Source organism: Aestuariicoccus sp. MJ-SS9 (genome assembly GCF_032586235.1).
In the GTDB taxonomy this organism is placed as follows: domain Bacteria; phylum Pseudomonadota; class Alphaproteobacteria; order Rhodobacterales; family Rhodobacteraceae; genus Aestuariicoccus.
The window spans coordinates 93,761-114,095 of the sequence record NZ_JAWHTD010000011.1; the positions used below are offsets into that span (position 1 = coordinate 93,761).

19 protein-coding genes are annotated in these 20,335 nt (G+C 66.0%); 5 read left to right on the forward strand and 14 right to left on the reverse strand.

The genetic code is table 11. The features are described 5' to 3' along the window. Window positions 1-34: 34 nt before the first annotated feature. From RXV88_RS10280 to RXV88_RS10305, 6 genes are all read right to left on the reverse strand, one after another. On the reverse strand, window positions 35-1,069 hold the full coding sequence (locus tag RXV88_RS10280; protein ID WP_316292548.1) for a TRAP transporter substrate-binding protein: 1,035 nt from the start codon (window positions 1,067-1,069) through the stop codon (window positions 35-37). A 40-nt stretch (window positions 1,070-1,109) separates the two neighbouring features. After that, the gene (locus tag RXV88_RS10285) at window positions 1,110-1,877 is read right to left on the reverse strand and encodes an aspartate/glutamate racemase family protein (RefSeq protein WP_316292550.1); all 768 of its coding nucleotides are present in this window, start codon (window positions 1,875-1,877) and stop codon (window positions 1,110-1,112) included. A 352-nt stretch (window positions 1,878-2,229) separates the two neighbouring features. Next, entirely contained in the window at window positions 2,230-2,547 is a 318-nt protein-coding gene (locus tag RXV88_RS10290) for a hypothetical protein (RefSeq protein ID WP_316292552.1), read from the reverse strand. A gap of 66 nt (window positions 2,548-2,613) precedes the next feature. Continuing rightward, complete coding sequence (locus RXV88_RS10295) at window positions 2,614-2,973, reverse strand: hypothetical protein (protein WP_316292554.1); 360 nt, start codon at window positions 2,971-2,973, stop codon at window positions 2,614-2,616. A 56-nt stretch (window positions 2,974-3,029) separates the two neighbouring features. Next, window positions 3,030-3,776: an SH3 domain-containing protein gene (locus tag RXV88_RS10300; RefSeq protein ID WP_316292555.1), complete on the reverse strand. Its 747-nt coding sequence runs from the start codon at window positions 3,774-3,776 to the stop codon at window positions 3,030-3,032. Window positions 3,777-3,803: 27 nt separating this feature from the next. After that, complete coding sequence (locus RXV88_RS10305) at window positions 3,804-3,989, reverse strand: hypothetical protein (protein ID WP_316292557.1); 186 nt, start codon at window positions 3,987-3,989, stop codon at window positions 3,804-3,806. 309 nt (window positions 3,990-4,298) lie between these two features. Between RXV88_RS10305 and RXV88_RS10310 the strand changes: the two genes are divergently transcribed. Further along, window positions 4,299-4,850, forward strand: a complete 552-nt coding sequence (locus RXV88_RS10310) for an ankyrin repeat domain-containing protein (RefSeq protein ID WP_316292559.1) — start codon at window positions 4,299-4,301, stop codon at window positions 4,848-4,850. Window positions 4,851-4,964: 114 nt separating this feature from the next. Here the strand turns inward: RXV88_RS10310 and RXV88_RS10315 are convergent, their stop codons facing one another. Further along, window positions 4,965-6,530, reverse strand: coding sequence for an anion permease (locus RXV88_RS10315; RefSeq protein WP_316292561.1), 1,566 nt, complete (start codon window positions 6,528-6,530; stop codon window positions 4,965-4,967). Window positions 6,531-6,805: 275 nt separating this feature from the next. On the opposite strand from RXV88_RS10315, the gene RXV88_RS10320 reads away from it, so the two are divergent. Both RXV88_RS10320 and RXV88_RS10325 read left to right on the forward strand, forming a co-directional pair. Beyond that, entirely contained in the window at window positions 6,806-8,653 is a 1,848-nt protein-coding gene (locus RXV88_RS10320) for a Na/Pi symporter (RefSeq protein ID WP_316292563.1), read from the forward strand. Between the two features lie 48 nt (window positions 8,654-8,701). Next, window positions 8,702-8,965 carry a hypothetical protein gene (locus tag RXV88_RS10325; protein ID WP_316292565.1) on the forward strand — a complete coding sequence of 88 codons (264 nt, stop codon included), beginning with the start codon at window positions 8,702-8,704 and terminating at the stop codon, window positions 8,963-8,965. Window positions 8,966-8,977: 12 nt separating this feature from the next. Here the strand turns inward: RXV88_RS10325 and RXV88_RS10330 are convergent, their stop codons facing one another. After that, a complete protein-coding gene (locus tag RXV88_RS10330; protein ID WP_316292567.1) occupies window positions 8,978-9,781 on the reverse strand; it encodes a LuxR C-terminal-related transcriptional regulator in 804 nt (267 codons plus the stop codon). Between the two features lie 256 nt (window positions 9,782-10,037). Between RXV88_RS10330 and RXV88_RS10335 the strand changes: the two genes are divergently transcribed. Next, complete coding sequence (locus RXV88_RS10335; protein ID WP_316292569.1) at window positions 10,038-11,213, forward strand: CynX/NimT family MFS transporter; 1,176 nt, start codon at window positions 10,038-10,040, stop codon at window positions 11,211-11,213. Here the strand turns inward: RXV88_RS10335 and RXV88_RS10340 are convergent. The 6 genes from RXV88_RS10340 to RXV88_RS10365 form a co-directional block, all read right to left on the reverse strand. Beyond that, window positions 11,180-12,208: a trans-3-hydroxy-L-proline dehydratase gene (locus tag RXV88_RS10340; protein WP_316292571.1), complete on the reverse strand. Its 1,029-nt coding sequence runs from the start codon at window positions 12,206-12,208 to the stop codon at window positions 11,180-11,182. The genes RXV88_RS10335 and RXV88_RS10340 overlap by 34 nt on opposite strands. 1 nt (window position 12,209) lies before the next feature. Next, window positions 12,210-14,255, reverse strand: a complete 2,046-nt coding sequence (locus RXV88_RS10345) for an NADH:flavin oxidoreductase (RefSeq protein ID WP_316292572.1) — start codon at window positions 14,253-14,255, stop codon at window positions 12,210-12,212. A gap of 58 nt (window positions 14,256-14,313) precedes the next feature. Next, entirely contained in the window at window positions 14,314-15,099 is a 786-nt protein-coding gene (locus RXV88_RS10350) for an IclR family transcriptional regulator (RefSeq protein WP_316292574.1), read from the reverse strand. A 13-nt stretch (window positions 15,100-15,112) separates the two neighbouring features. Continuing rightward, the gene (locus RXV88_RS10355) at window positions 15,113-16,471 is read right to left on the reverse strand and encodes a TRAP transporter large permease (RefSeq protein WP_316292575.1); all 1,359 of its coding nucleotides are present in this window, start codon (window positions 16,469-16,471) and stop codon (window positions 15,113-15,115) included. A gap of 1 nt (window position 16,472) precedes the next feature. Beyond that, window positions 16,473-17,141, reverse strand: a complete 669-nt coding sequence (locus RXV88_RS10360) for a TRAP transporter small permease (RefSeq protein WP_316292576.1) — start codon at window positions 17,139-17,141, stop codon at window positions 16,473-16,475. Window positions 17,142-17,245: 104 nt separating this feature from the next. Continuing rightward, window positions 17,246-18,481, reverse strand: a complete 1,236-nt coding sequence (locus RXV88_RS10365; protein WP_316292578.1) for a TRAP transporter substrate-binding protein — start codon at window positions 18,479-18,481, stop codon at window positions 17,246-17,248. Between the two features lie 116 nt (window positions 18,482-18,597). Here RXV88_RS10365 and RXV88_RS10370 point away from each other — a divergent pair, with 116 nt between their 5' ends. Then, entirely contained in the window at window positions 18,598-20,229 is a 1,632-nt protein-coding gene (locus RXV88_RS10370; RefSeq protein ID WP_316292580.1) for a choline dehydrogenase, read from the forward strand. Window positions 20,230-20,335: the final 106 nt, after the last annotated feature.

Below are 20,335 nucleotides of genomic sequence, written 5' to 3' on the forward strand. Positions count from 1 at the left end.
GGGGCCTGAACGGCCCCGTCGCTGGTCTGATCGGTCATTGGGTCATCACGGCGCCCATGGCCGCCTTCCAGTCTTCCGAGCAGGTGGGATTTTGCTTGTCGCAGACCTCGGCCCAGGTCGGGAACGAGATCTCGTTGACCGCGCTCTCGATGATCGCCTTGTCGGCGTCGGTGATCGGCACCAGCTTCAGGTCGTATTTCTTGACCGTCTCGCAGGGGTCCTGACCGACGTTGCAGCGCACCGCGTCGTCAAAGAGCTCTTCGGAATAGGTCCAGATGTCTTCGACCAGCTGGTCGAACCCGGCCTCGAGCTTGACCTGATCCTCCGCCGAAAGCTTGTTCCAGGCGTCAAGGTTGATGCCATAACCGTTCACCGCCAGCTGGAAGGCCACCGGCAGCATGTAGTTGGTCACCTCCGGCCAGCCCGCGGAATTGGCCGAGCTGGGGCCTGTGATGGCGCAATCCACGACGCCGCGGGCCAGCGACTGGTGCACGTCGGGAAAGCCGATGGGCACCGGTGTGCCGCCGACGGACGAGACGAAATTGGCGAGGTTCTGGTCGTAGACCCGCACCTTCTTGCCCTGAAGGTCCGAAAGTTGCGCGATTTCGGGCTCGCAGAACAGCACCTGCGGGCCGAACGGCCAGACGCCCAGCAGCTTGGTGTTGAACTTGGCCTGCAGCTGCGCATCCACCTTGTCGGCGAAGGCGGCGATGGTCTTGCGGCCGGTGTCGTAATCGGGGTTCAGCCCGACCAGATCGAGGCCGAGGATCGTCGGCTCGTCGCGCGACACCTGGCTCATGCGCAGCGACACGATGTCGAAAAGCCCCGCCTTGAGAATGCGCAGCTGTTCGGTGTCCTTGATGCCGGTCACGTCGAGCGGCTTGTAATCCACCGTGGCGTCGATGCCGGTCTTTTCGGCGAAATTCTCGAAGAAGGGCTGTTCCACGTTCTTCTGGATCAGGCCGGTGGCGACGGGCTGGCCGAGCGCCTTGAAGGCGTAGCTCTCGGCGCTGGCCACGGTCGCCGTGGCGATCGTCGCGGAAACCGCGAGGGTGATGAGTGACTTCATTTCAGTTCTCCCTTGTTAGGATCTGTCGTTCGTTCAGGCGTCACGCCGGGATCGGCGCGCCGTTTCGCTGGTCGTTGGTGGGTAGGTCGCACTCGAAAATCCGCCCCCAGCCCGACAGGGCCGACGTATCCATGCCGGCGAGCCGGAGCGCGTGCCACATCGTGACCGAGATGCTGTCGAGGACAGGCACGCCGGTCTCTTTCTCGACGCGCGGCGCCACGCGCGTTCCGTCGAAATTGGTGCAGAAGACGGCGATTGCGCCGGGGCCTTTGCGGGCCACCTCGCGGATCAGGTCCGCCACGGTGTCCTCGTCATAGGTGGCAAAGCTGAAATTGCCCGGGTCGCCGAGGTGCCGTTCGGCCACGCAGTCGAAACCGGCGGCGGCGAAATTGGTGCAGATCGCCTGCTGCACGTCGTCGAGGTATGGTGTCGCCAGCCCGTAGGTGTCCGCGCCCAGGGCGCGGAAGCCGTCCAGCGTGGCCAGCGTCGACGTGGTCGCCGGAACCCCGGTCAGCGCCGTGATCCGGCGGCAGAGATCGCGGTCGTTCTCTACGCCCAGCCAGCCGCCCGAGGTGCCGCCCCAGGCGATCACGTCGCACTTGGCGTCTGCCAGAAGGTCCGCGGCCTGCAACTGCGGCTCGAACGTGAATTGCCCAAGCGCGTCGTCGCTCATGGCGATGCGGGTGACGCGGAAGCGCCCGAAATGGGCTGTCACCAGGGGCAGGTCCGCCAAAAGCGCGCCGACCCGCGGCTCCATCACGGTGTTCGACGACGGTGTGAGCAAGCCGATCCGTATCCTGCTGACCATCTGAAACCTCCTGAGTTCTGTCGGGGATGATGGTGTGTGAGGTGCGATGAAATTACAAATAAAAAATTATAAATGATGTAATAGGATGTTTAGTAATAATAAAATTTAGTGTAGCAGGCGGCTTGCCCGAAGTTTGAGCAGACCGCGAACGAATCGCGAGGCCCGGCTGACGGCCTCTGAAGGCAGGAGGTCCGGTCGCACGGGCACGCGCCGTTCCTCTTGGCAAAGAGACAGCAAAGCGCTCTGCGGCACGGCTGGGGCGTGGCAATGTCAGAGAAGCGCGGCGCCCGGTATCGCCGGGCCGCCGCTCAGGCGCGTGCGTTCAGCCGGAGGGGCGGCGCGCGCGGAAAACTCAGTTCGCGTATTCGCTGAAGACGGTCACGCGGCCGTCGTCTTCCAACCGGCAACTCAGGCGCTGGCCGCCCGCGTCAAGCACCAGAAGCGGCCCGCCGCCGGTGCGAATGCGGTTGACGAGGTCGATGTCCACCGCCGGGGCGCCGCTGAAGGCGGCCGCCTGATCGATACAGGGGGCGGTCATGGCGTTGAATTGCGCCTCGGTGCCGCTCAGCCCATCGTCGGCCATGGTGTCGGCGGTCTCGGCACAGCCTGCAAGCGCTGCGGCGGTTGCGGCCAGTGCCGTCAATTTGATGAACGGGTTACCAAAGACCATCGGTTATTCCCTTCGGCGTCAGAGGTAAGTCAAGGGGCGGCCTGGGCCGCCCCGCCGGCCCAGGTGTCAGAGCGTGCCCTCGTTCCCCACGAACATCAGCGACGGGTTCGACCCGTCGCCGGATACCAGGCAGCGCCATGGCGCGCCGTTTGCGCCGACCCGCATGTAGACCGCTGTCGCGGCCTCTGAAAACTCGCTGCCCACGACGACCACGTCGCCATCGGTCTCTGCATCGAGCGTGGTGCGGCAGGCGGTGACGGCTGCGTCGCTGACCGACACGTCCATGGTCTCGATGAAGGGCGGGCCCGAGGGATCGGGCGCCATCTGGCCGTTCTCCATGACCGGCTCTGCGTCACCGATACTGTCGCAACCGGTCAGGGCCGCCGCAGTCAGGGCGAGGGTGGTGAGTTTGAGAAAAGTATGCATGAAATGGTCCTCCTTTCAATGTGTTGGCAGGTTGGGCGCGGGGGCACGCCCCGTGATCACTGCAGATACCGGGCGTTGACCCAGCCGCGTTCGCGCATGTCGGTCTGCATCTCGATCTCGCACCAGCGCGCGCTGCCGACATCCTCACAGCCGAGCCTGCGCACGCGGTCGTCATTGCCGAGCGCGCCGACGATGGCGTTGCCGGCGCCCGGCCCGCTGCGGACGTTGAGCAGATCGTTGTCCGGCACACCGGCGACCCGCATCATGTCGCCGCCGCCTGACGCCGCCCCCTGGTCGCCCGGCCCTGGCAGGCCGAGAAAGCGCGCCGCGACCCAGCCGATCACGCCGCCGCTCGAGGCCTGGACCTGGCACCATTGCTGGCCGTCCGACATGGTGCAGCCGCCCGCGTTGCGCAGGACCGTGCCGTTGCGGTGCTCGCCGATCTTCTGGGCGCTGGCGCGCGGTGCGTCGCGGACGTTCAGCACGCCGTTCCCCGACAGGCGCACGACAAAGAAATCCTCTTCGGGCAGCAGACCCGCATCCGACCCGCCCGAACTCTGCGATGCGCCGCCGGGCGCGATGTAGACGTCGATGGAAAAGCCCACCGTCTTGCCCGCGTCGCGGTCGTTGCCCATCAGGTAGACCCGGATCGCCCAGTCGCCGCTCGAGGGAAGCGTCACCTCGGCGCGCTGGCCGTCCATGCTGCCGTTGAAGAGCGCCGGATAATCCTGCCCCCCCGGCAGGATGTTGAAATAGATTGACCCGTTGCCGTTGGTCCCGGTGACGGCAAGCGAGGCGACCATGGTCTGACCGCCCTGCGCCCCCAGCACTTAGTCGATATATTCATCCCCGACGATCGTGCCGTTGATGGTGGCGCTGGTGGCGCCGGGTTCGAACTGGATCCGCACGCTGTCTTGCGCCAAGGCGGGCGACAGCCCGCCGCCGAAAAGGGTGGCCGCGAGGCCGAGCGCGGCGGCGGCAAACAACGTGGCCAAGTGTCTTGTCTTTGCGGTCATTCCGGGTGTCCTCCTTTGTGCGTCTTGTCCGGATAACGTCAGGTCGATGGGGCGCGCCGGGGTTCGGGCGGTCCGATCCGGCAACTCAAATCCTCATCATGTTAACCGCACTGCGGTGTTACGCAAAGGAAACCGGATTGATGGCGTTCCTCGAACCGAAGCTCGGCGAACGGGGCCGGGCAAGCGCCGGCTAGGTGCGCGCATCCATATCGGCTTTGGCGACAGGGCCGCCGCGATCTCACGGATATCGCGGCTTTCTGCTATACTCCCGTCGCGGCGCATTGCCGCCCAAGCACGGGGGAGGACGTCATGAAAAGGGTATTCGGCGCGGTCACATGGGGCGCGGTTTGTCTGGCGGGGGCGGCCCTGGCCGGCGGCGACTGCGCAGAGCTTTGCGATGCGGGCTATTACGCAACGGCGACAGCCGACAGCGTCCGGCAACTGATCGACGCGGGCACGGATGTGAACGCGCGCGACGAGGTGGGCAAATCCGCGCTGCACTGGGTCGCGACGGCCAGGCCCGAGGTGATTGCCGCGCTTCTTGCAGCCGGTGCCGACGTGAACGCCAAGGACGAATGGAACCGCACCCCGCTGCATTTCGTGGCGGCGACCGGCGCGGTCGAGAACATCCGCCTGCTGCTGGATGCGGGGGCGGAGGTGAACGCCAAGACGGCCAACGACTGGACCCCGATCCACGGTGCCGCGAAATTCGGGTCGGAGGATCAGATCATGGTCCTGCTCGATGCGGGCGCCGATACGGCCGCCAGAACCGAGATGGGCGAATCCGCCTACGACTTCGCGGTCGGCAACGCGCGGCTGGAGGGCTCCGACGCTCTCAGGCTCTTGCAGGAGGGGCAGTAAGGACAGCCCGATCCGCGCGGGGCTCTTATGCCCCATGGACCCGTGTGGTGCGCCGGTTCTGCGGGGTTTCCGCCCCTTCGACCGGACCGCGCCGCATCTGGCGGGATCAACCGGTCAGGGCAGCAGCATCCCCCGCAGCATGAAGAAGAACATCGCCGCCAGGATCGCCGCCAGCGGCACGGTGATCAGCCAGGCCGCCGCGATCCGCAGCAAGAGGTTGCGTTTGACCAGCTCGACCCGGTGCACCCGCCCCAGCGCCCTGCGCTCGCGTTTGGCCAGCAGCCGGTCTTGGGCGGTCTGTGCCTTCATCGTGCGCAGCATCTCGCCCTTGCTGGCCACGTCGGCGGCCTCGAAGCGGGTCAGGAAATGCTCAATCGCCTTGGGGTCCTGATCGGCGTGGTGTTCGCGGATCTCGGCCAGCATCCGCGCGTAGCTCGACTTGATGTATTCGCGAAGGAAGCCCACACCAAAGACGCCGCCGACCGCGATATGGGTCGAGCTGACCGGCAGGCCCAGCTGCGAGGCGATGATCACCGTGATCGCCGCGGCCATGGCGATGCAGAAGGCGCGCATCTTGTCGAGCTCGGTGATCTCGCTGCCCACGGTGCGGATCAGCTTGGGACCGTAAAGCGCCAGTCCCAGCGAGATGCCGATCGCGCCCACCGCCATGACCCAGAGCGGGATCGACGCCTTGGCGGCGACACCGCCCGCGACGATGGCCTCGTTGATCCCGGCCAGCGGACCCACCGCATTGGCCACGTCGTTGGCGCCGTGGGCAAAGCTTAAAAGGGCTGCGGCAAAGATCAGTGGGATTGTGAAAAGGTCGTTGACGCTGGATTTGTGGTTGCGCAGCGTCCGCGTGGCGCGCCGGATGTAGGGGCGCATGATCAGGTAGACCAGGGCGGCCGCCGCCAGCCCGATGACCAGAGCGATGGGAAAGCCGACCTTGATCAGCTTGGTCACCCCCTTGAGCATCAGATACGTGCCAAAGGCCCAGGCCATGACCGCCACCAAGAGCGGCACCATCCGGTTCGCCGCCCCCAGAACGTCGGTCTGGTAGGTGATCGTGCGCTTTATCACATAGAGAAACCCGGCGGCGATCAGGCCGCCCAGCACCGGCGAGATCACCCAGCTGGCGGCGATCATCGCGACCTGGTGCCAGTTGGCGATGCCCCAGCCCGCCGCCGCGATCCCCGCCCCCAGCACGCCCCCGACGATGGAATGGGTGGTCGAGACCGGCGCGCCGATGGCAGTGGCGAAGTTGAGCCACACCGCCGCCGCCAGCAATGCGGCGATCATCAGCCAGATAAAGGTGTCGCGGTTGGCCACCAGCTCGGGGTCGATGATGCCCTTCTTGATCGTGCCGACCACGTCGCCGCCCGCGATCAGAGCGCCGCCCGCCTCGAAGAACGCGGCGATCAGGATCGCACCCGTCAGGGTGATCGCCTGCGAGCCGACGGCGGGGCCCACGTTGTTGGCCACGTCGTTGGCGCCGATGTTCATCGCCATGTAGCCGCCGATCATCGCGGCTACGACCAGCAGGATGCCGTCCATCCCGCCATCGGTGCGCACGATGGTGAAAAGCATGATGCCGACGATAAAGATCAGCGCGGTCCCGAAACGGAAAAGCTCGTCCCGGTTCCGCTGGACGGCGGTCTCGATGTTTTCGGTTCTCAGCAAGGCTCAATCCCCCCGTTGGCGCCCGTTCGGATGGGGACACCATCCCGCACCCGGGCGAAACGCCAATGATCCACGTCAAGGACCGGGGCACAGGCGGGCGGTACGTATCGAATTCACAACGGTTTCATCTGACGGGCCGGGCGGTGTGGCGCAGAGGAGGCGCGGCAGTTCCGGCCAGGGAGCGCATTCGGAATGACAAGGGACGCCGTCTCATGCCCCGCGCCCCGTGGGCGTAAGTGCCTTTCAGGCGCAGGTCATGCGGTTCGGGGGGCCGCATGACGCGCTACGGTCTGCCGGTCGCGATCGCGGCGCTGCTGGCGACGTTCTGGTTCAGCCCGGATGCGCAGGAGATCGCCGCCGGGGTTGCGATCTTTCTGTTCGGGATCCGGATGCTGGAGGACGGCTTCAAGCTCTTCGGCGGCGGCACGATGGAGCGCGTGCTGGAAAGCGCCACCGGCTCGACCCCGCGCGCCATCGCTTTCGGGATCGTGTCGACCTCGCTCTTGCAGTCGAGCTCGCTGGTGTCGGTGATCACCATCTCGTTCCTCAGCGCCGGGCTGATTTCGCTGATCGGCGGCGTCGGGGTGATCTTCGGCGCCAATATCGGCACGACGACCGGAGCCTGGCTGGTCGCGGGGCTGGGGCTCAAGGTCAACATCGCCGCCTATGCGATGCCGATGCTGGCGCTCAGCATCCTGCTGGTCTTTCAGAAGTCCAAGCCCCTGCGGGGCGTCGGTTTTGCCCTGGGCGGGCTGGGGTTTCTGTTCCTGGGTATCCACTACATGAAAGAGGGGTTCGAGGCGTTCAAGGATCAGATCGACCTGACGCAATTCGCGCTGTCGGGGCTTCTGGGGCTGGTGGTCTATTCGCTGACGGGCATGGTCGCCACGGTGATCATGCAATCCAGCCACGCGACGATGGTGCTGATCCTGACCGCGCTGGCCGCCGGTCAGATCAGCTATGAGAACGCGCTGGCGCTGGCCATCGGCGCGAACATCGGCACCACGGTTACCGCGATCATCGGCTCGCTCGGCGCGAATTTCCAGGGCCGGCGGCTGGCGCTTGCGCATCTGGTCTTCAACGTGGTCACGGCCGCCGTTGCGCTGGTCTTCATCGCCCCGCTGCGCGACAGCGTCGACTGGATCAGCGCGGCGGTGGGGATCGCCGAGGGCGATTACGCGATGAAGCTGGCGGTGTTCCACACGATCTTCAACGTGATCGGAGTGGTTCTGATGGTGCCGATGTTGCGCCGCCTGATCGTCTTCATCGAGCAGCGGATCGTCGAGCCGGTGCCGGATGTCAGCCGCCCGCGTTACCTCAACGAGGCGGTCGACGCCTTCCCCCAGACCTTCGAGACCGCTTTGCGCAAAGAGGTTCAGCACCTTTACGAAAACGCCTCGGAGCTGATCATGCACGGGCTCAACCTGCACAGACAGCAGGTCTATACCAGCGACAACCTGGCCGAGACCGTGCGCCAGAGCCGCAGGCGGCTCGAGCTGGACATCGACCAGGATTACGAGCGCCGGGTCAAGACGCTCTATTCCGCCATCGTCGAATTCACCACCCGCGCCGGGGACAAACGGCTGCCGCCCGACATCGCGGGCCGGGTCTATGCCCTGCGCGATGTGGCCAGCGACATCGTGCAGGTGGTGAAATCGGTCAAGCATCTTCGCAAGAACATCCTGCGCTATACCACGCGGCCGCAGGGGGCGGTCACCGGGCTTTACGACGATCTTCGGACCGAAATCGCGCGCATCGCCGTCGAGATACGCAAGCTGGGCCGCGCCGCGCCCGAGGACCGCAGCGCGCTCTGGCTGGACGAAGAACGCGCCCAGATCGAGGAGGCGGCGCAAAAGGCCACCGGCCGGGTCGACGCGCTGATCCGCAGCGGCGACCTCAGCCCGGCGGCGGCGACGTCCTTTCTCAACGATTCAGGCTATGCCTACAGCGCCATGCGCGACTTGATCGCGGCGGCCCGCAGTTACTACATCGAACGCGACAGCGCCCTGGCCGAGGTCGAGCGCATCCTGACGCTGGATGACGAGGAAATCGCCGAGGCGGTCACGCAACGGAACGGCGCGGCTGCGCAGACGGCAAAGCCGACGGTCACGAAACCGTCTTGAAACAGGTGTAGGATGCGGCCGACGGGCCGCGGATCGGAGACACAGGACATGGGACTGAAGAACCTCGCCGAGAAGGTGGTCGAGTACAACGCGCGGCTCGAAGACGGCAAGGCCAGCAAGATCAAGCCCGGCCATGTCGAGAAGGTGCTTAAAAAGCTGCGCAAGAAGGCCGCCGCGCTGGAATCCGAGATCGCGGTGGCGGACACGCCCGACAGAAAGACCCGGCTGGAAAAGAAGCTGAACATCGCGCGGGAGCATGTGGAGCGCGCGGAATGGCTGCTGAACGAGATCGGCGGCGCTGGCGGGGCCTGAGCCAAGCGCCCGTCAGGGTGTCCCGGCGCGCAGCGCGCTGATCATCCGCGCATTATCAAGCGCGATGACGCTCTGGTCGGCAAAGCATTGCGCCAGCGTCGTGGCCTGTTCGGTGAAGGGCCGCACATTCTGGCGATAGATGGTGAAGGCCCCGACCAGCCGGTCGCTCGACATCATCGGAATGGCCACGAAGGACCGCGCGCCGCCGTGGAACGCGGTGGCGTATCGCAGCGGATCGTCGCCGTGAAAGATCTCTTCCGCGCGCACGTCGGGAATTGCGACGATCCCGTGCCCCGCCGCCAGCCGCCCCAGACCCGTCTGAGGGCTGACCGCAAAGGTGCCCTGCGCGTCGAGCCAGTCGCGGAACGCGTCGGGGATGCCACGGATGTGGCTGGCCGAAAAACGCCGGTCGCCGTGATAGTCGAAGAGTATGCCGAATTCCGCCTCGCAGAGATCGAGCGCGAAGCCCAGGATCGCCGACATGACCTTGTCGATCTCGCCGTCCGACCGGCTGATGATGCGCAACACCTCGCCCAGGGCCTTCTCGCGGCGCAGCGCCTCTTCGAGGCTGAGCGCAAGCTCGGACACGATGGCGGCGTGATCGGTGCGCACCTCTGGGTCGGGGGAGGCCCCACTCAGCCGGGCGTGAAGCTCGAGCTTCGATGAGACGTCGAGCTTGCGGTAGATCGTGGCCAGATGCGTCCGCACGGTCGAGGGCGCAATCCCCAGCCGCCCGGCGATGGCCTGATAAGTGTCGCCGCGGGCATAGGCGCTTGCGATCTCGGTCTCGCGCGGGCTGAGGATGTCATGGGTCAAAACGGTCGAACGGGTCCTGAAAAGTCTGTCCACCGATCCTGTCGCAGCTTGGCCGGGCGGGCAATCCTGCAGATGATGTAGGCGAATACCGCAGCGGTTGCGGGCAGAATACAGCAAACGGCGGATACCGTGCGGGCTGCCGGGGGCGCATGATGCCGCCACCCCAGACGGAGGATCGGCGGATGCACAGGCTCAAGGCCGCAGGAGGCCATTTCAACACCGGGCGGTTTGCGCTCTTTCATCCAAAGGACCTGTGATGCGCTGGCGCATCCTCGCCCTGCTGTTCGCCGCCCGTGTCGGGCTGGGGCTGCAATTTCAGACCATGGCCTCGGTCGGTGACGATCTGGCCGGGGTCTTCGGGCTCGATTACGCCGACATCGGGCTGATGGTCGGCCTCTTCATGGCGCCGGGGCTGTTCCTTGCGTTGCCTGCCGGGTTTTCGGGCCGGTTCGCGTCGGATCGCACGCTGGCCGGGCTGGGGTTGGCGGCGCTGGCGCTGGGCGGGGCGGTGTCGGCCACGGCGGCGGGGCCCTGGACGGTCGGGGCCGGGCGCATGGGCGCCGGTCTGGGCTTCGTCTTTGCCAACCTCTATTTCACCAAGATGGCCGCCGACTGGTTCGACGGGCGCGAGATCGCCACGGCGATGAGCATTCTGGTCATGAGCTGGCCTTTCGGCATCGCCATGGGGCAGGTCGGCCACGCCGTCCTGACCGAGCTTTACGGCTGGCGCGTGCCCTTCGCGGTGGCGTCGGTCTATTGCGCGCTTGCGGCGTTCGGCATGTTCACCCTCTACCGCACCCCAGAGGTCCGGGCGGGGGCCGCGCCCGGCCGGATGACCTGGCTCTTGCCGCGCGAATGGGGGCTGATCCTCTGCGCCGGGGTCGCCTGGGGCGTGTTCAACGCGGGATACGTGGCCTACCTGACGTTCGGTCCGCTGATGCTCGAGGCGCGGGGCACCGATCCGCTGGCGGCGGCATCGGTGATCAGCGTCGGCAGCTGGCTGATGATCCTGTCGGGCGCGGCCTGCGGGCAGATCGCCGACCGCTTCGGGCGGCGCGACACGATCCTGACGGTGTGTATCGGCGCAGGCGTCGTCGCGCTGCTGCTGCTGAAACTGCCCGGCGCGGGGCTGGCGGCGAGCCTGATCTTCGGCCTGCTGGGCGTCGCGCCCGCCGGTGTGATCATGGCGCTGGCCGGGCAGGCCGTCGCGCCCGAGCGGCGGGCCTTCGGGATGGGGATTTTCTTTACGGTCTATTACGTCGTCATGACCGCGGCCCCGCCGTTCGCAGGATGGCTGTCGGACCGAAGCGGTACGCCCGATTCGGCGATCCTGTTCGGCGCGGTGCTCTTTGCGCTGGTCCTGCCGGCAGCGTTGGCCTTTCGCCTGCTCAAGGCCGCTCAGCGCGCGCCCCAGGTGTCCGAGAGGCGGTAGCCCTCGGGCCAGGGGTCGGACGGGTCGAGCATGTGCTGGTGAATGCCGGTGATCCAGCCGCGCCCCGAGATCTCGGGCACGATCGCCTGGCGGGCGCCCACTTTGGTTTCGCCCAGGATGGTGCCCGCGAAGGTCGAGCCGATCAGCGAGCGCGCCGTCAGCCGGTCGCCCACCCGCATCCGCCCCCGCGCATGCAGCACCGCCATGCGCGCCGACAGCGCCGTGCCGGTGGGCGAGCGGTCGACCTTGCCGGGCTGGATCGCCACGGCGGCGCGCGTGGCCAGCCCTTGCGCGCCCTCCTCCAGCCCACCGGCGAAAAGGCAGAACGAGATGTGCCGCCAATCGGGGTTTTCGGGATGCGTGAAACCAAGCTGAGCGTTGGCGGCGTCGGTGATCCGGACGCCCAGCCGGGCGATGTCATGCGCCTCGGTATCGGTCAGCGCGAACCCCAGCGCGGGGGCGTCGACGATCACGAAGCTGTCGCCGCCATAGGCGGTGTCGACGGTCAGCGTGCCCAGCCCCTCGACCTCAAGCGACTGGCCGAGCGCGGCCGCGAAGGAGGGCAGGTTGCGGACGTGGATCCGTTCGGCCTTGCCGTTCCGGCACTCGGCCCGGACACGCACCAGCCCGCCCGGGGCCTCGAGCACCAGGTGGGTTTCGGGCTCTTGCATCGGCACCAGACCGCCGTCGAGCAGGACCGTCGCCACGCAGATCGCATTCGATCCGGACATGGGCGGGGTGTCCTCTGGTTCCATGATGATCCAGGCGGCCTGCGCCTCGGGGTGTTTGGGCGGCACCAGCAGGTTCACATGCCGGAACACTCCGCCGCGCGGCTCGTTCAGCACGAAGTTGCGCAGCGTCCCGTCCCGCGCGATCCAGCGGCTCTGCGCCCAGATCGTGTCGCCCGGAGGCGGCAGCACGCCGCCGACGATGACGTCGCCGACCTCGCCCTCGGCATGGGCGGAAATCACGTGTATGGTCTTGACCGAGCGCATGTCAGATGTCCTTGACCAGCCGCAGCGCGTCGTAGATCGCCGCGTGGGTGTTGCGCGCGCTGACCGCGTCGCCGATGCGGAAAAGCTGAAACCGGCCGTCCGGGTTTCGCGTCACCCGCTGCGGGCGGCCCGCGATCAGCGCGTCGTGATCGACCGCGCCCGCGTTCGACGACAGCGGCCTGAGGTCGAAATAGAGATCTGCCAGCGGCAGGGTGCCGTAGTTCACCACCACCTGATCATAGGTCTTTTCAAAGGTCACATCGCTGTAATCCGTGCCGATCACTGCGCAGAGCCGGTTGCCGTCGCGCACAACGTCCCGCAGGCGGCGCGCCACCGTGAATGTCACGTCCTTGTCCTGCAGCGCGCGCATGTAGGGCACCAGGTTCATGCCCATGACCTCGGGGGCGACGCCGCGGTCGGGGGTCATCACCTCGACCTTCGCGCCGGCGTTCGCGGCCACCTCGGCGGCCATGAGCCCGGGATGATCGCCGCTTTCGTCGTAGATCAGTACCTCGTGGCCCGGCTTCGCATCGCCCGAGATCAGATCCCAGGCGGTGATCACATGCGGTGCGTCCTGGCCGCTTTCGAAAAGTTCGGTGTTGGGCAGCCCGCCGGTGGCGACGATCACCACATCGGGGTTCAGCGTGGTGACATCCGCCGCCTCGGTCCAGGTGTTGAAATGGAAGGTCACGTCGTGGGCGGCGCATTGCGCCATGCGCCAGTCTATGATCGAGATCATCTCGCGCCGGCGCGGGTTCTGCGCGGTCAGCCGGACCTGCCCGCCGGGGTCGGGCTGGGCCTCGAACACGATCACCTCGTGCCCGCGTTCGGCGGCCACGCGCGCGGCCTCGAGCCCGCCAGGCCCCGCGCCGACGATCACCACCCGCTTGCGGGTTTCGGCCGGGGCGATGTCATGCGGCATGGTCAGCTCGCGCCCCGTGGCCGGGTTGTGGATGCAAAGCGCCTCGCATCCCTCATAGATCCGGTCGAGGCAATAGGTGGCGCCGACGCAGGGGCGGATGTCGTGCTCGCGCCCTTCGATGATTTTGCGCACGATATGCGGGTCGGCCATATGCGCGCGGGTCATGCCGACCATGTCCAGAAGGCCCGATGCGACCGCGTGGCGGGCGGTGGCCACGTCGGGGATGCGGGCGGCGTGGAAGGTGGGCAAACCGGTGGCCGCGCGCACCGCGCCCGCGAAATCCAGATGCGGGGCGCTTTTCATGCCCTGCACCGGGATCACGTCGGTCATCGCCGGGTCGGTGTGGATGCGGCCCCGGATCACGTTGAGGAAATCGACCATGCCACAACCGGCCAGCCGTTTCGAGATCTCGATGCCCTCGCTGGGCGTGATCCCGCCTGCCGCGACCTCGTCCGCGGTGTAGCGCAGACCGACGATGAAGTCCGCGCCCACCCGCGCGCGGATGCCCGTCAGCACGTCCATCAGCAGTTTCATCCGGCTTTCCAGCGTCTGGCCGCCGTAGGGCCCCTCGAGATCGTTGGTCAGGGGCGACCAGAACTGATCGAGCAGGTGTCCATAGACCTGCAGCTCGATCCCGTCCATGCCGCCCTCTTTCATCCGCTCGGCCGCATCGGCGAAATCGCCGGTGATGCGCTCGATGTCCCAATCCTCGGCCAGCTTGGGGAACATCCGGTGCGCCGGTTCGCGGTGTCTGGACGAGGACAGGGAAGGCAGCCAATCGCCCTTGGACCAGCCGGTGCGGCGGCCCAGGTGGGTGAGCTGGATCATCACCGCGCAGCCGTGATCGTGGCAGGCGTCGGTCAGCCGGCGGATCCAGGGCACGACCTCGTCCTTATAGGCCAGGATGTTGTTGAAGGCCGGCGGGCTGTCGCGCGACACCGAGGCCGACCCGGCGGTCATCGCCAGCGCCACGCCCGCCTTGGCGCGTTCGGCGTGATAGGCCGCGTAGCGATCCTTCGGCATTCCGTCTTCGGGGTAGGCCGGTTCGTGGCTGGTGGTCATGATCCGGTTGCGCAGGGTCAGATGCCGGAGCCGGTAGGGCTGAAGCAGGGGATCGCTGGACATCGGACGCTCCTTTGTTGGCGGTGGTCCGTGCCCAAGGAATGCGATTTGTCCCGGCGGATCAATCCTCTTCGCTGTCGGTCACCAGCTGTGACAGATCGCGCGCCGCCTCGCGCAGCGGTTGCAGAAAGTCGAGCGCCCGGTCGATGCCGAACCGCTGCGTGGGGGCGTGGAACGACAGTGTGGCCATCAGCCGGTCCTGCACGTCGAGGATCGGCACGGCGAGCGCGATCATGTCCTCCATGAACTCTTCGCGGTCGAGCGCATAGCCCTGCTTGCGCACCTCGCGGATCTCGTCGAGCAGCCGGTCGTGATCGGTGATCGTGTTGGGCGTCCGCGGTTCCAGCTCGGTCGCGTCCAGGTATTTGCGCAGGTGGTTCGCGGTCAGCGAGCTGAGGTACATCTTGCCGCTGGCGGTGCAGTAGAACGGCACGCGGGTGCCGATGGGCAGCTGGATGCGCAGCGGCCATTCGGTCTCGACCCGTTCGAGATAGGTCATCGCGTCGCGGTCGGGCAGGGCGATGTTGCAGGTCTCGCCGATCTCTTGGCTGAGCCGCCGCAGGATGGCCTGCCGCGCGCTGCGGATGCGCCGCGACGACAGGACGCTTCCGGCTAGGGTCCGCAGGCGGGGGCCGGGCGAATACCGCCGCCCGTCCAGATCGCGCTGCAAAAAGCCCTCTTCTTCCAGAGTGTTGAAGAGGCGGTGGATGGTCGGCTTGGGCAATCCGATTCGGGCGTTCACCTCGGTCGGGGTGACCGGCACCCCGGCCCTGGCGATCTCTTCGATCACCATCAGCAGCCGGAGATTGGTCGGGATCGTCCCCTCTTTGCCGGTGTTGCCATCCATATGTTCGCCGTCCTCATCGTTGCGGGAGCAATGCCGTCGAGAGGGTCGGCACAAGCGCCACGACGAACCAAACCGCGATCAAAGCCACAAGGTAGAGCAACGTGTAGCGCAAAAGGCGGAAATACGGAACTCCGGTCACGCCGGACGCCACATAGAGGTTCAGCCCGTAAGGCGGGGTGATGAACCCGATGGACGCGCCCACAAGGAAGACCACCGCGAACTGCACCGGCTCGACCCCGACGGAATGCGCGATGGGGGCCAGGATCGGGGCGAGGATGATGGTCACCGGCAGGCTTTCCAGCACCATCCCCGACACAAAGACGATCGCCATCGAGGTGAAGAGCACCGCGTGATAGCCGCCCATCGAGGTGACGAAATTGCCGATCGTCTCTTGTGCGCCCAGAACCGACAGAATCTGCTGCATGACCACGGACACGGCGATCAGCGGCGCGAGGATACCGGTGATCTGCGCCGAGCGCATGGTGATCGAGGGCAGCTCGAGCGGGCCGAAGCCCTGCACGACCAGCATCTGGGCGAGTGGCTTGGTCTCGATGTCGCTGTCCTTGTCGCCGCCCAGCAGGCGGTGCAGCGGCAGGCAGACGAAGCCCACGATCACGCAGAAGCCCACGGTCACGCCCGCCGCCTCGGTCGGAGAGAACTTGCCGGTGTAGATACCCCAGAGCACGAGGCCGATGGCGAAAAAGCCCAGCCATGCGCCCACGGCGGTCTTGATCACCCGTACCGGGCTCAGCGGGATCAGAAAGCCCCAGCCGTTGCGCCAGCAGATCAGGAAGCAGGCGATCATCATCCCGCCCACCATCATCGCGCCGGGAATGATACCGGCGACGAACAGGTCCGAGATCGGGAGGTTCAGCAGGAACCCGTAGACGATGAAGATGATCGAGGGCGGGATGATGATGCCCACCGTCCCGCCGGCGGCGGCGGTGGCGGCGGAAAAGCGTTCGTCATAGCCGCCCTTGACCATCTCGGGATGCAGCATCGACCCGATGGTCGCCGTGGTGGCCGAGTTCGAGCCAGAGATCGCGGCGAAAAGCCCGCAGGCCCCCAGCGACGCCATAGCCAGCCCGCCGCGGATCCAGCCCAGGCAGGAATAGGCGAAATCGCTCAGCCTTCGGGCGATGCCCGAGCGGTTGATCAGGTCCCCGGTCAGGATGAAGAGCGGCATGGCCAGCAGTGCGAAACCGTCGGTGAAGACATCCGCCAGCGCCGCGCCGATGTTGTCCAGCGACAGCCCCAGCACAAAGGACATCCCCAGCACCCAGTAGCCGATGACCACGAACACCGGGACGCCCAGCATGAAAAGGAACGTCACCCCAAGCGAAATGAGCGTGATGATCGTCGAATCGGCCATGTCAGTCCCCTCCGATGACGGCTTGTTCGATCAGGGTGCCGCCCGACCGGTATCTGTCGAAGTCGATCAGCAGGTTCTCGAGAACCCGGGCCACCAGCACGGTAAAGGCCAGCGGGACCGAGATCAGGAACCACCATTGCATGACGTTGTCGGTGCCCAGCATGATCTGGAAATTCGAGGCCGAGTTGGCGGCAACGCGGCTCGATGTCACCACGACGATCCAGGAAAACACGATCCACAGCGTCGCATCCAGCAGCAGGCAGGCCATCTGCCCGCCCCGCGGCATGGCGTTGCGGAATTCGGCAAAGGCCAGGTGCGTGCGCAGCTTGACGTTATAGCTGCAGCCGAACCACGTCATGATCAGGAAAAGGAACGGCGGCAGCGTGGTCGACCACGGCGCCTGTTCCGACAGCACGAAGCGCCGAAACACCTCGACAAAGATGATGCCGCCGATCGCCAGGTAGGAGATCACCATGACGGTGGGTTCGAAGTTTCTTTCGAACCAGGGGCTTACGCGGTAAAGCAACAGGATGAGAACCGCCGCGACCAGCATCGCGATCAGCCCCAGGGGCCAGATCGCGGGCTGACCCATCGCCTCGCTCAGCATCCATGAATCGCCTGCGGAGAGGGCGCTCAGGATCTCGCCTGTGCCCTGGAACCAGCCGGTCATTCCCCATTCCTCCCTTTGGGTCGCCGTATGTCTTTGCCGCGAACGTGATCGCGGTCTTGGTCGAACCGGGCCGCCGTGGGGCGGCCCGGTCCGGGATCGTCAGGTCAGGCCGAACGCCACCAGCGGCGCGGCTCGACGTTTTCGGGCAGCGTGTCGGTGGGGATCTGACGCGCGACGTCGTAGATGCCCTGATAGGTGTCCAGACCGCCGGCCCAGTTGTTGAGCCGCTCGCGCCACTGCGCCCAGGGTTCGGGGTTGAACTCGGGCGAGCACATTTCCTCGGCCGTGCGGACCTCTTCGTCCGACAGGAACGCCGCGCGCACGTTGTTTTCGGCAAAGATCGTGCCGGGCAGCTGCGGGTCGCTGAAGCCCACGGTCTTGACCAGCGCGGCCTCGTTGGCGGCCTGCACATGGACCTGCGCCAGATAGGCCGATTCCATGATCGCGTCCTGAAGGTGCGCTTCCATCGCGTCAAAGACCTTGGCCGACATCGAGGTATGTTCGGTGCCGCAGAAGAACCGCAGGTCGACCGACTGGCTGACCACCGGCGCCATGTTGGCGTAAGCCACCGCCGACGCCCAGGTCTCGGCCCCGTCGATCAGGCCCTGCTTGAGCCCGTCGAGCGTTTCTTCCCAGGCCACCGGCACCGGGTTGAGGTTCAGAAGCTGCATCGCGATGCGGCCCAGCTGCGTGCCCGTCACGCGGTTCTTGGTGCCGAAGAGCTCTTCCAGCTTGGTCACGGTCGGCTTGTCGGCGAACGACTGGCCCAGCTGGATGCCGCGCAATTCGCAATGGCTGAAGAGGAACTTCAGACCGTGCCGCTTTTCCAGAGGCTCGCGCAGCAGCTTCATCGACTCGGGGCTGTAGAGGAAATGGTACTGCGCCGCCCGGCTTGGGAACATATAGGCATAGTCCAGCACGTTGAGGTAAGGCGCGCCGCCGGCCGAGTTCTGGGTCGAGGCGGCGTACATGTCCACGACGCCCAGCTGGGTCTTCTCGACGCAGTTGAGCTGGCCGCAGATCTGGTTGTCGCCGATGAACTCGACGCGAATCTCGCCCTCGGTCCGCTCCTCCAGGTCGCGGGCGAATTCCAGAACGCCGGCGCGTTCGATCAGCAGGTTGCGCGCGTTAAAGCCCGACGCGCCCTGCTTGAGCGTGTGCTTGGGCTCTTTCGAAAAGCGCTTTTCATAGGTGCTTTCCGCCGCCTTCGCCAGCGACGGCAGGCTGACGGCCCCGGCGAGCGTGCCCGCGCCCAGCACAACCGAGGACAGGCCGAACTGGCCCGACAAGCGGAACAGATCGCGGCGGGAAATCCCGCTCAGAGCTTTCGATACTTTCATGGTCTCCTCCCATTTTGAAAATATTGATACTTGTGGTCTCAATATCGGTAGATTTATGCTGGTCGTGGCAAGGGAAAACTTTCCCTGCCGGGGAGAGCCGAGGAGGTTACTGAAAAATGTCTGAGATTACCGCGGATTACGTGATCGTCGGCGCAGGCTCTTCCGGATGCGTGCTGGCGAATCGTCTGTCGGCCGATCCATCGATCAAGGTGGTGCTGATGGAGGCCGGGGGGCGCGACTGGAACCCCTGGATCCACATCCCGGTCGGCTATTTCAAGACGATGCACAACCCGTCGGTCGACTGGTGCTATCGCACCGAACCCGACCCGGGGCTCAACGGCCGTCAGCTCGACTGGCCGCGGGGCAAGGTGCTGGGCGGGTCGTCGTCGCTCAATGGGCTGCTCTATGTGCGCGGACAGCCGCAGGATTACGACCGCTGGCAGCAGATGGGCAATCCCGGCTGGGGCTGGGACGAGGTGCTGCCGCTCTTCAAACGGTCCGAAAATCAAGAGCGCGGGGCGGATGAGTTTCACGGCGACCAGGGCCCGTTGTCGGTGTCGAACATGCGCCTGCAACGCCCGATCTGCGACGCCTGGGTCGCCGCTGCGCAAGAGGCGGGCTATCCCTTCAACCCCGATTACAACGGCGCCACGCAGGAGGGCGTCGGCTATTTCCAGCTGACCGCGAGAAACGGCCGGCGCTGTTCGACCGCCGTGGCCTTCCTGAACCCGGCGCGGTCGCGTCCGAACCTGACCATCCTCACACGCGCCGCCGCCAGCCGCATCGTGTTCGACGAGAACCGCGCGACCGGCGTTGCCTATCGCGACGGCTCGGGCCGCGAACAGGTGGTCAAGGCGCGCGCCGAGGTCATCCTGTCCTCGGGCGCGATCGGGTCGCCGCAATTGCTGATGGTGTCGGGGATCGGCGAGGCCGCGCAACTGCGCGACCACGGCATCGAGGTGCGGCGCGACGTGCCCGCCGTGGGCAAGAACATGCAGGATCACCTGCAGGCGCGGCTGGTTTTCAAATGCAACGAGCCGACGCTGAACGACGAGGTGCGCAGCCTCTTCAACCAGGCCCGCATCGCGCTGAAATACGCGCTGTTCCGGTCAGGGCCGATGGCGATGGCGGCGAGCCTTGCCACCGGGTTCATGCGCACCGGGGACCATGTGGAAACGCCCGACATCCAGTTCCACGTCCAGCCCTGGTCGGCCGACAGCCCGGGCGAGGGGGTGCATCCCTTCTCGGCCTTCACCATGTCGGTCTGCCAGCTGCGCCCCGAAAGCCGAGGCGAGATCCGGCTGGCGTCCGCCGACGCGGGGGTTTACCCGAGGATCCATCCCAATTACCTGTCCACCGAAACCGATTGCCGCACAATCGTCGAGGGGATCAGGATCGCCCGCCGCATTGCCCGCTGCGAACCGCTCACGCATAAGATATCCGAGGAATACCGCCCCGACAGCACGCTCGATATGGACGATTACGAGGGCACGCTGGACTGGGCGCGCAACTATTCGACCACGATCTACCACCCCACCGGCACCTGCAAGATGGGCCCGGGGGACGATGCGGTGGTCGATCCGCGCCTGCGCGTGCACGGCATCGCCGGGCTGCGGGTCGCCGATTGCTCGATCATGCCCGAGATCGTCTCGGGCAACACCAACGCCCCGGCGATCATGATCGGAGAGCAAGCCTCTGACATGATCCTGGAAGACCGCAAACAGGGCGCGCTGAACGGTGCCGCCTGACATCAACATACGAGTATGAAAGGATAATAAGCCATGAAGATGACGACGGAAGAGGCGTTTGTTAAGGTATTGCAGCGGCATGGGATTGGGCATGCGTTTGGGATCA

Excerpts from the sequence above, each read along its gene's own strand:
- RXV88_RS10280 (WP_316292548.1), bottom strand. The coding sequence starts at position 1,069 with ATGAAGTCACTCATCACCCTCGCGGTTTCCGCGACGATCGCCACGGCG.
- RXV88_RS10285 (WP_316292550.1), bottom strand. The coding sequence starts at position 1,877 with ATGGTCAGCAGGATACGGATCGGCTTGCTCACACCGTCGTCGAACACC.
- RXV88_RS10290 (WP_316292552.1), bottom strand. The coding sequence starts at position 2,547 with ATGGTCTTTGGTAACCCGTTCATCAAATTGACGGCACTGGCCGCAACC.
- RXV88_RS10295 (WP_316292554.1), bottom strand. The coding sequence starts at position 2,973 with ATGCATACTTTTCTCAAACTCACCACCCTCGCCCTGACTGCGGCGGCC.
- RXV88_RS10300 (WP_316292555.1), bottom strand. The coding sequence starts at position 3,776 with ATGGTCGCCTCGCTTGCCGTCACCGGGACCAACGGCAACGGGTCAATC.
- RXV88_RS10305 (WP_316292557.1), bottom strand. The coding sequence starts at position 3,989 with ATGACCGCAAAGACAAGACACTTGGCCACGTTGTTTGCCGCCGCCGCG.
- RXV88_RS10310 (WP_316292559.1), top strand. The coding sequence starts at position 4,299 with ATGAAAAGGGTATTCGGCGCGGTCACATGGGGCGCGGTTTGTCTGGCG.
- RXV88_RS10320 (WP_316292563.1), top strand. The coding sequence starts at position 6,806 with ATGACGCGCTACGGTCTGCCGGTCGCGATCGCGGCGCTGCTGGCGACG.
- RXV88_RS10325 (WP_316292565.1), top strand. The coding sequence starts at position 8,702 with ATGGGACTGAAGAACCTCGCCGAGAAGGTGGTCGAGTACAACGCGCGG.
- RXV88_RS10335 (WP_316292569.1), top strand. The coding sequence starts at position 10,038 with ATGCGCTGGCGCATCCTCGCCCTGCTGTTCGCCGCCCGTGTCGGGCTG.
- RXV88_RS10340 (WP_316292571.1), bottom strand. The coding sequence starts at position 12,208 with ATGCGCTCGGTCAAGACCATACACGTGATTTCCGCCCATGCCGAGGGC.
- RXV88_RS10345 (WP_316292572.1), bottom strand. The coding sequence starts at position 14,255 with ATGTCCAGCGATCCCCTGCTTCAGCCCTACCGGCTCCGGCATCTGACC.
- RXV88_RS10350 (WP_316292574.1), bottom strand. The coding sequence starts at position 15,099 with ATGGATGGCAACACCGGCAAAGAGGGGACGATCCCGACCAATCTCCGG.
- RXV88_RS10355 (WP_316292575.1), bottom strand. The coding sequence starts at position 16,471 with ATGGCCGATTCGACGATCATCACGCTCATTTCGCTTGGGGTGACGTTC.
- RXV88_RS10360 (WP_316292576.1), bottom strand. The coding sequence starts at position 17,141 with ATGACCGGCTGGTTCCAGGGCACAGGCGAGATCCTGAGCGCCCTCTCC.
- RXV88_RS10365 (WP_316292578.1), bottom strand. The coding sequence starts at position 18,481 with ATGAAAGTATCGAAAGCTCTGAGCGGGATTTCCCGCCGCGATCTGTTC.
- RXV88_RS10370 (WP_316292580.1), top strand. The coding sequence starts at position 18,598 with ATGTCTGAGATTACCGCGGATTACGTGATCGTCGGCGCAGGCTCTTCC.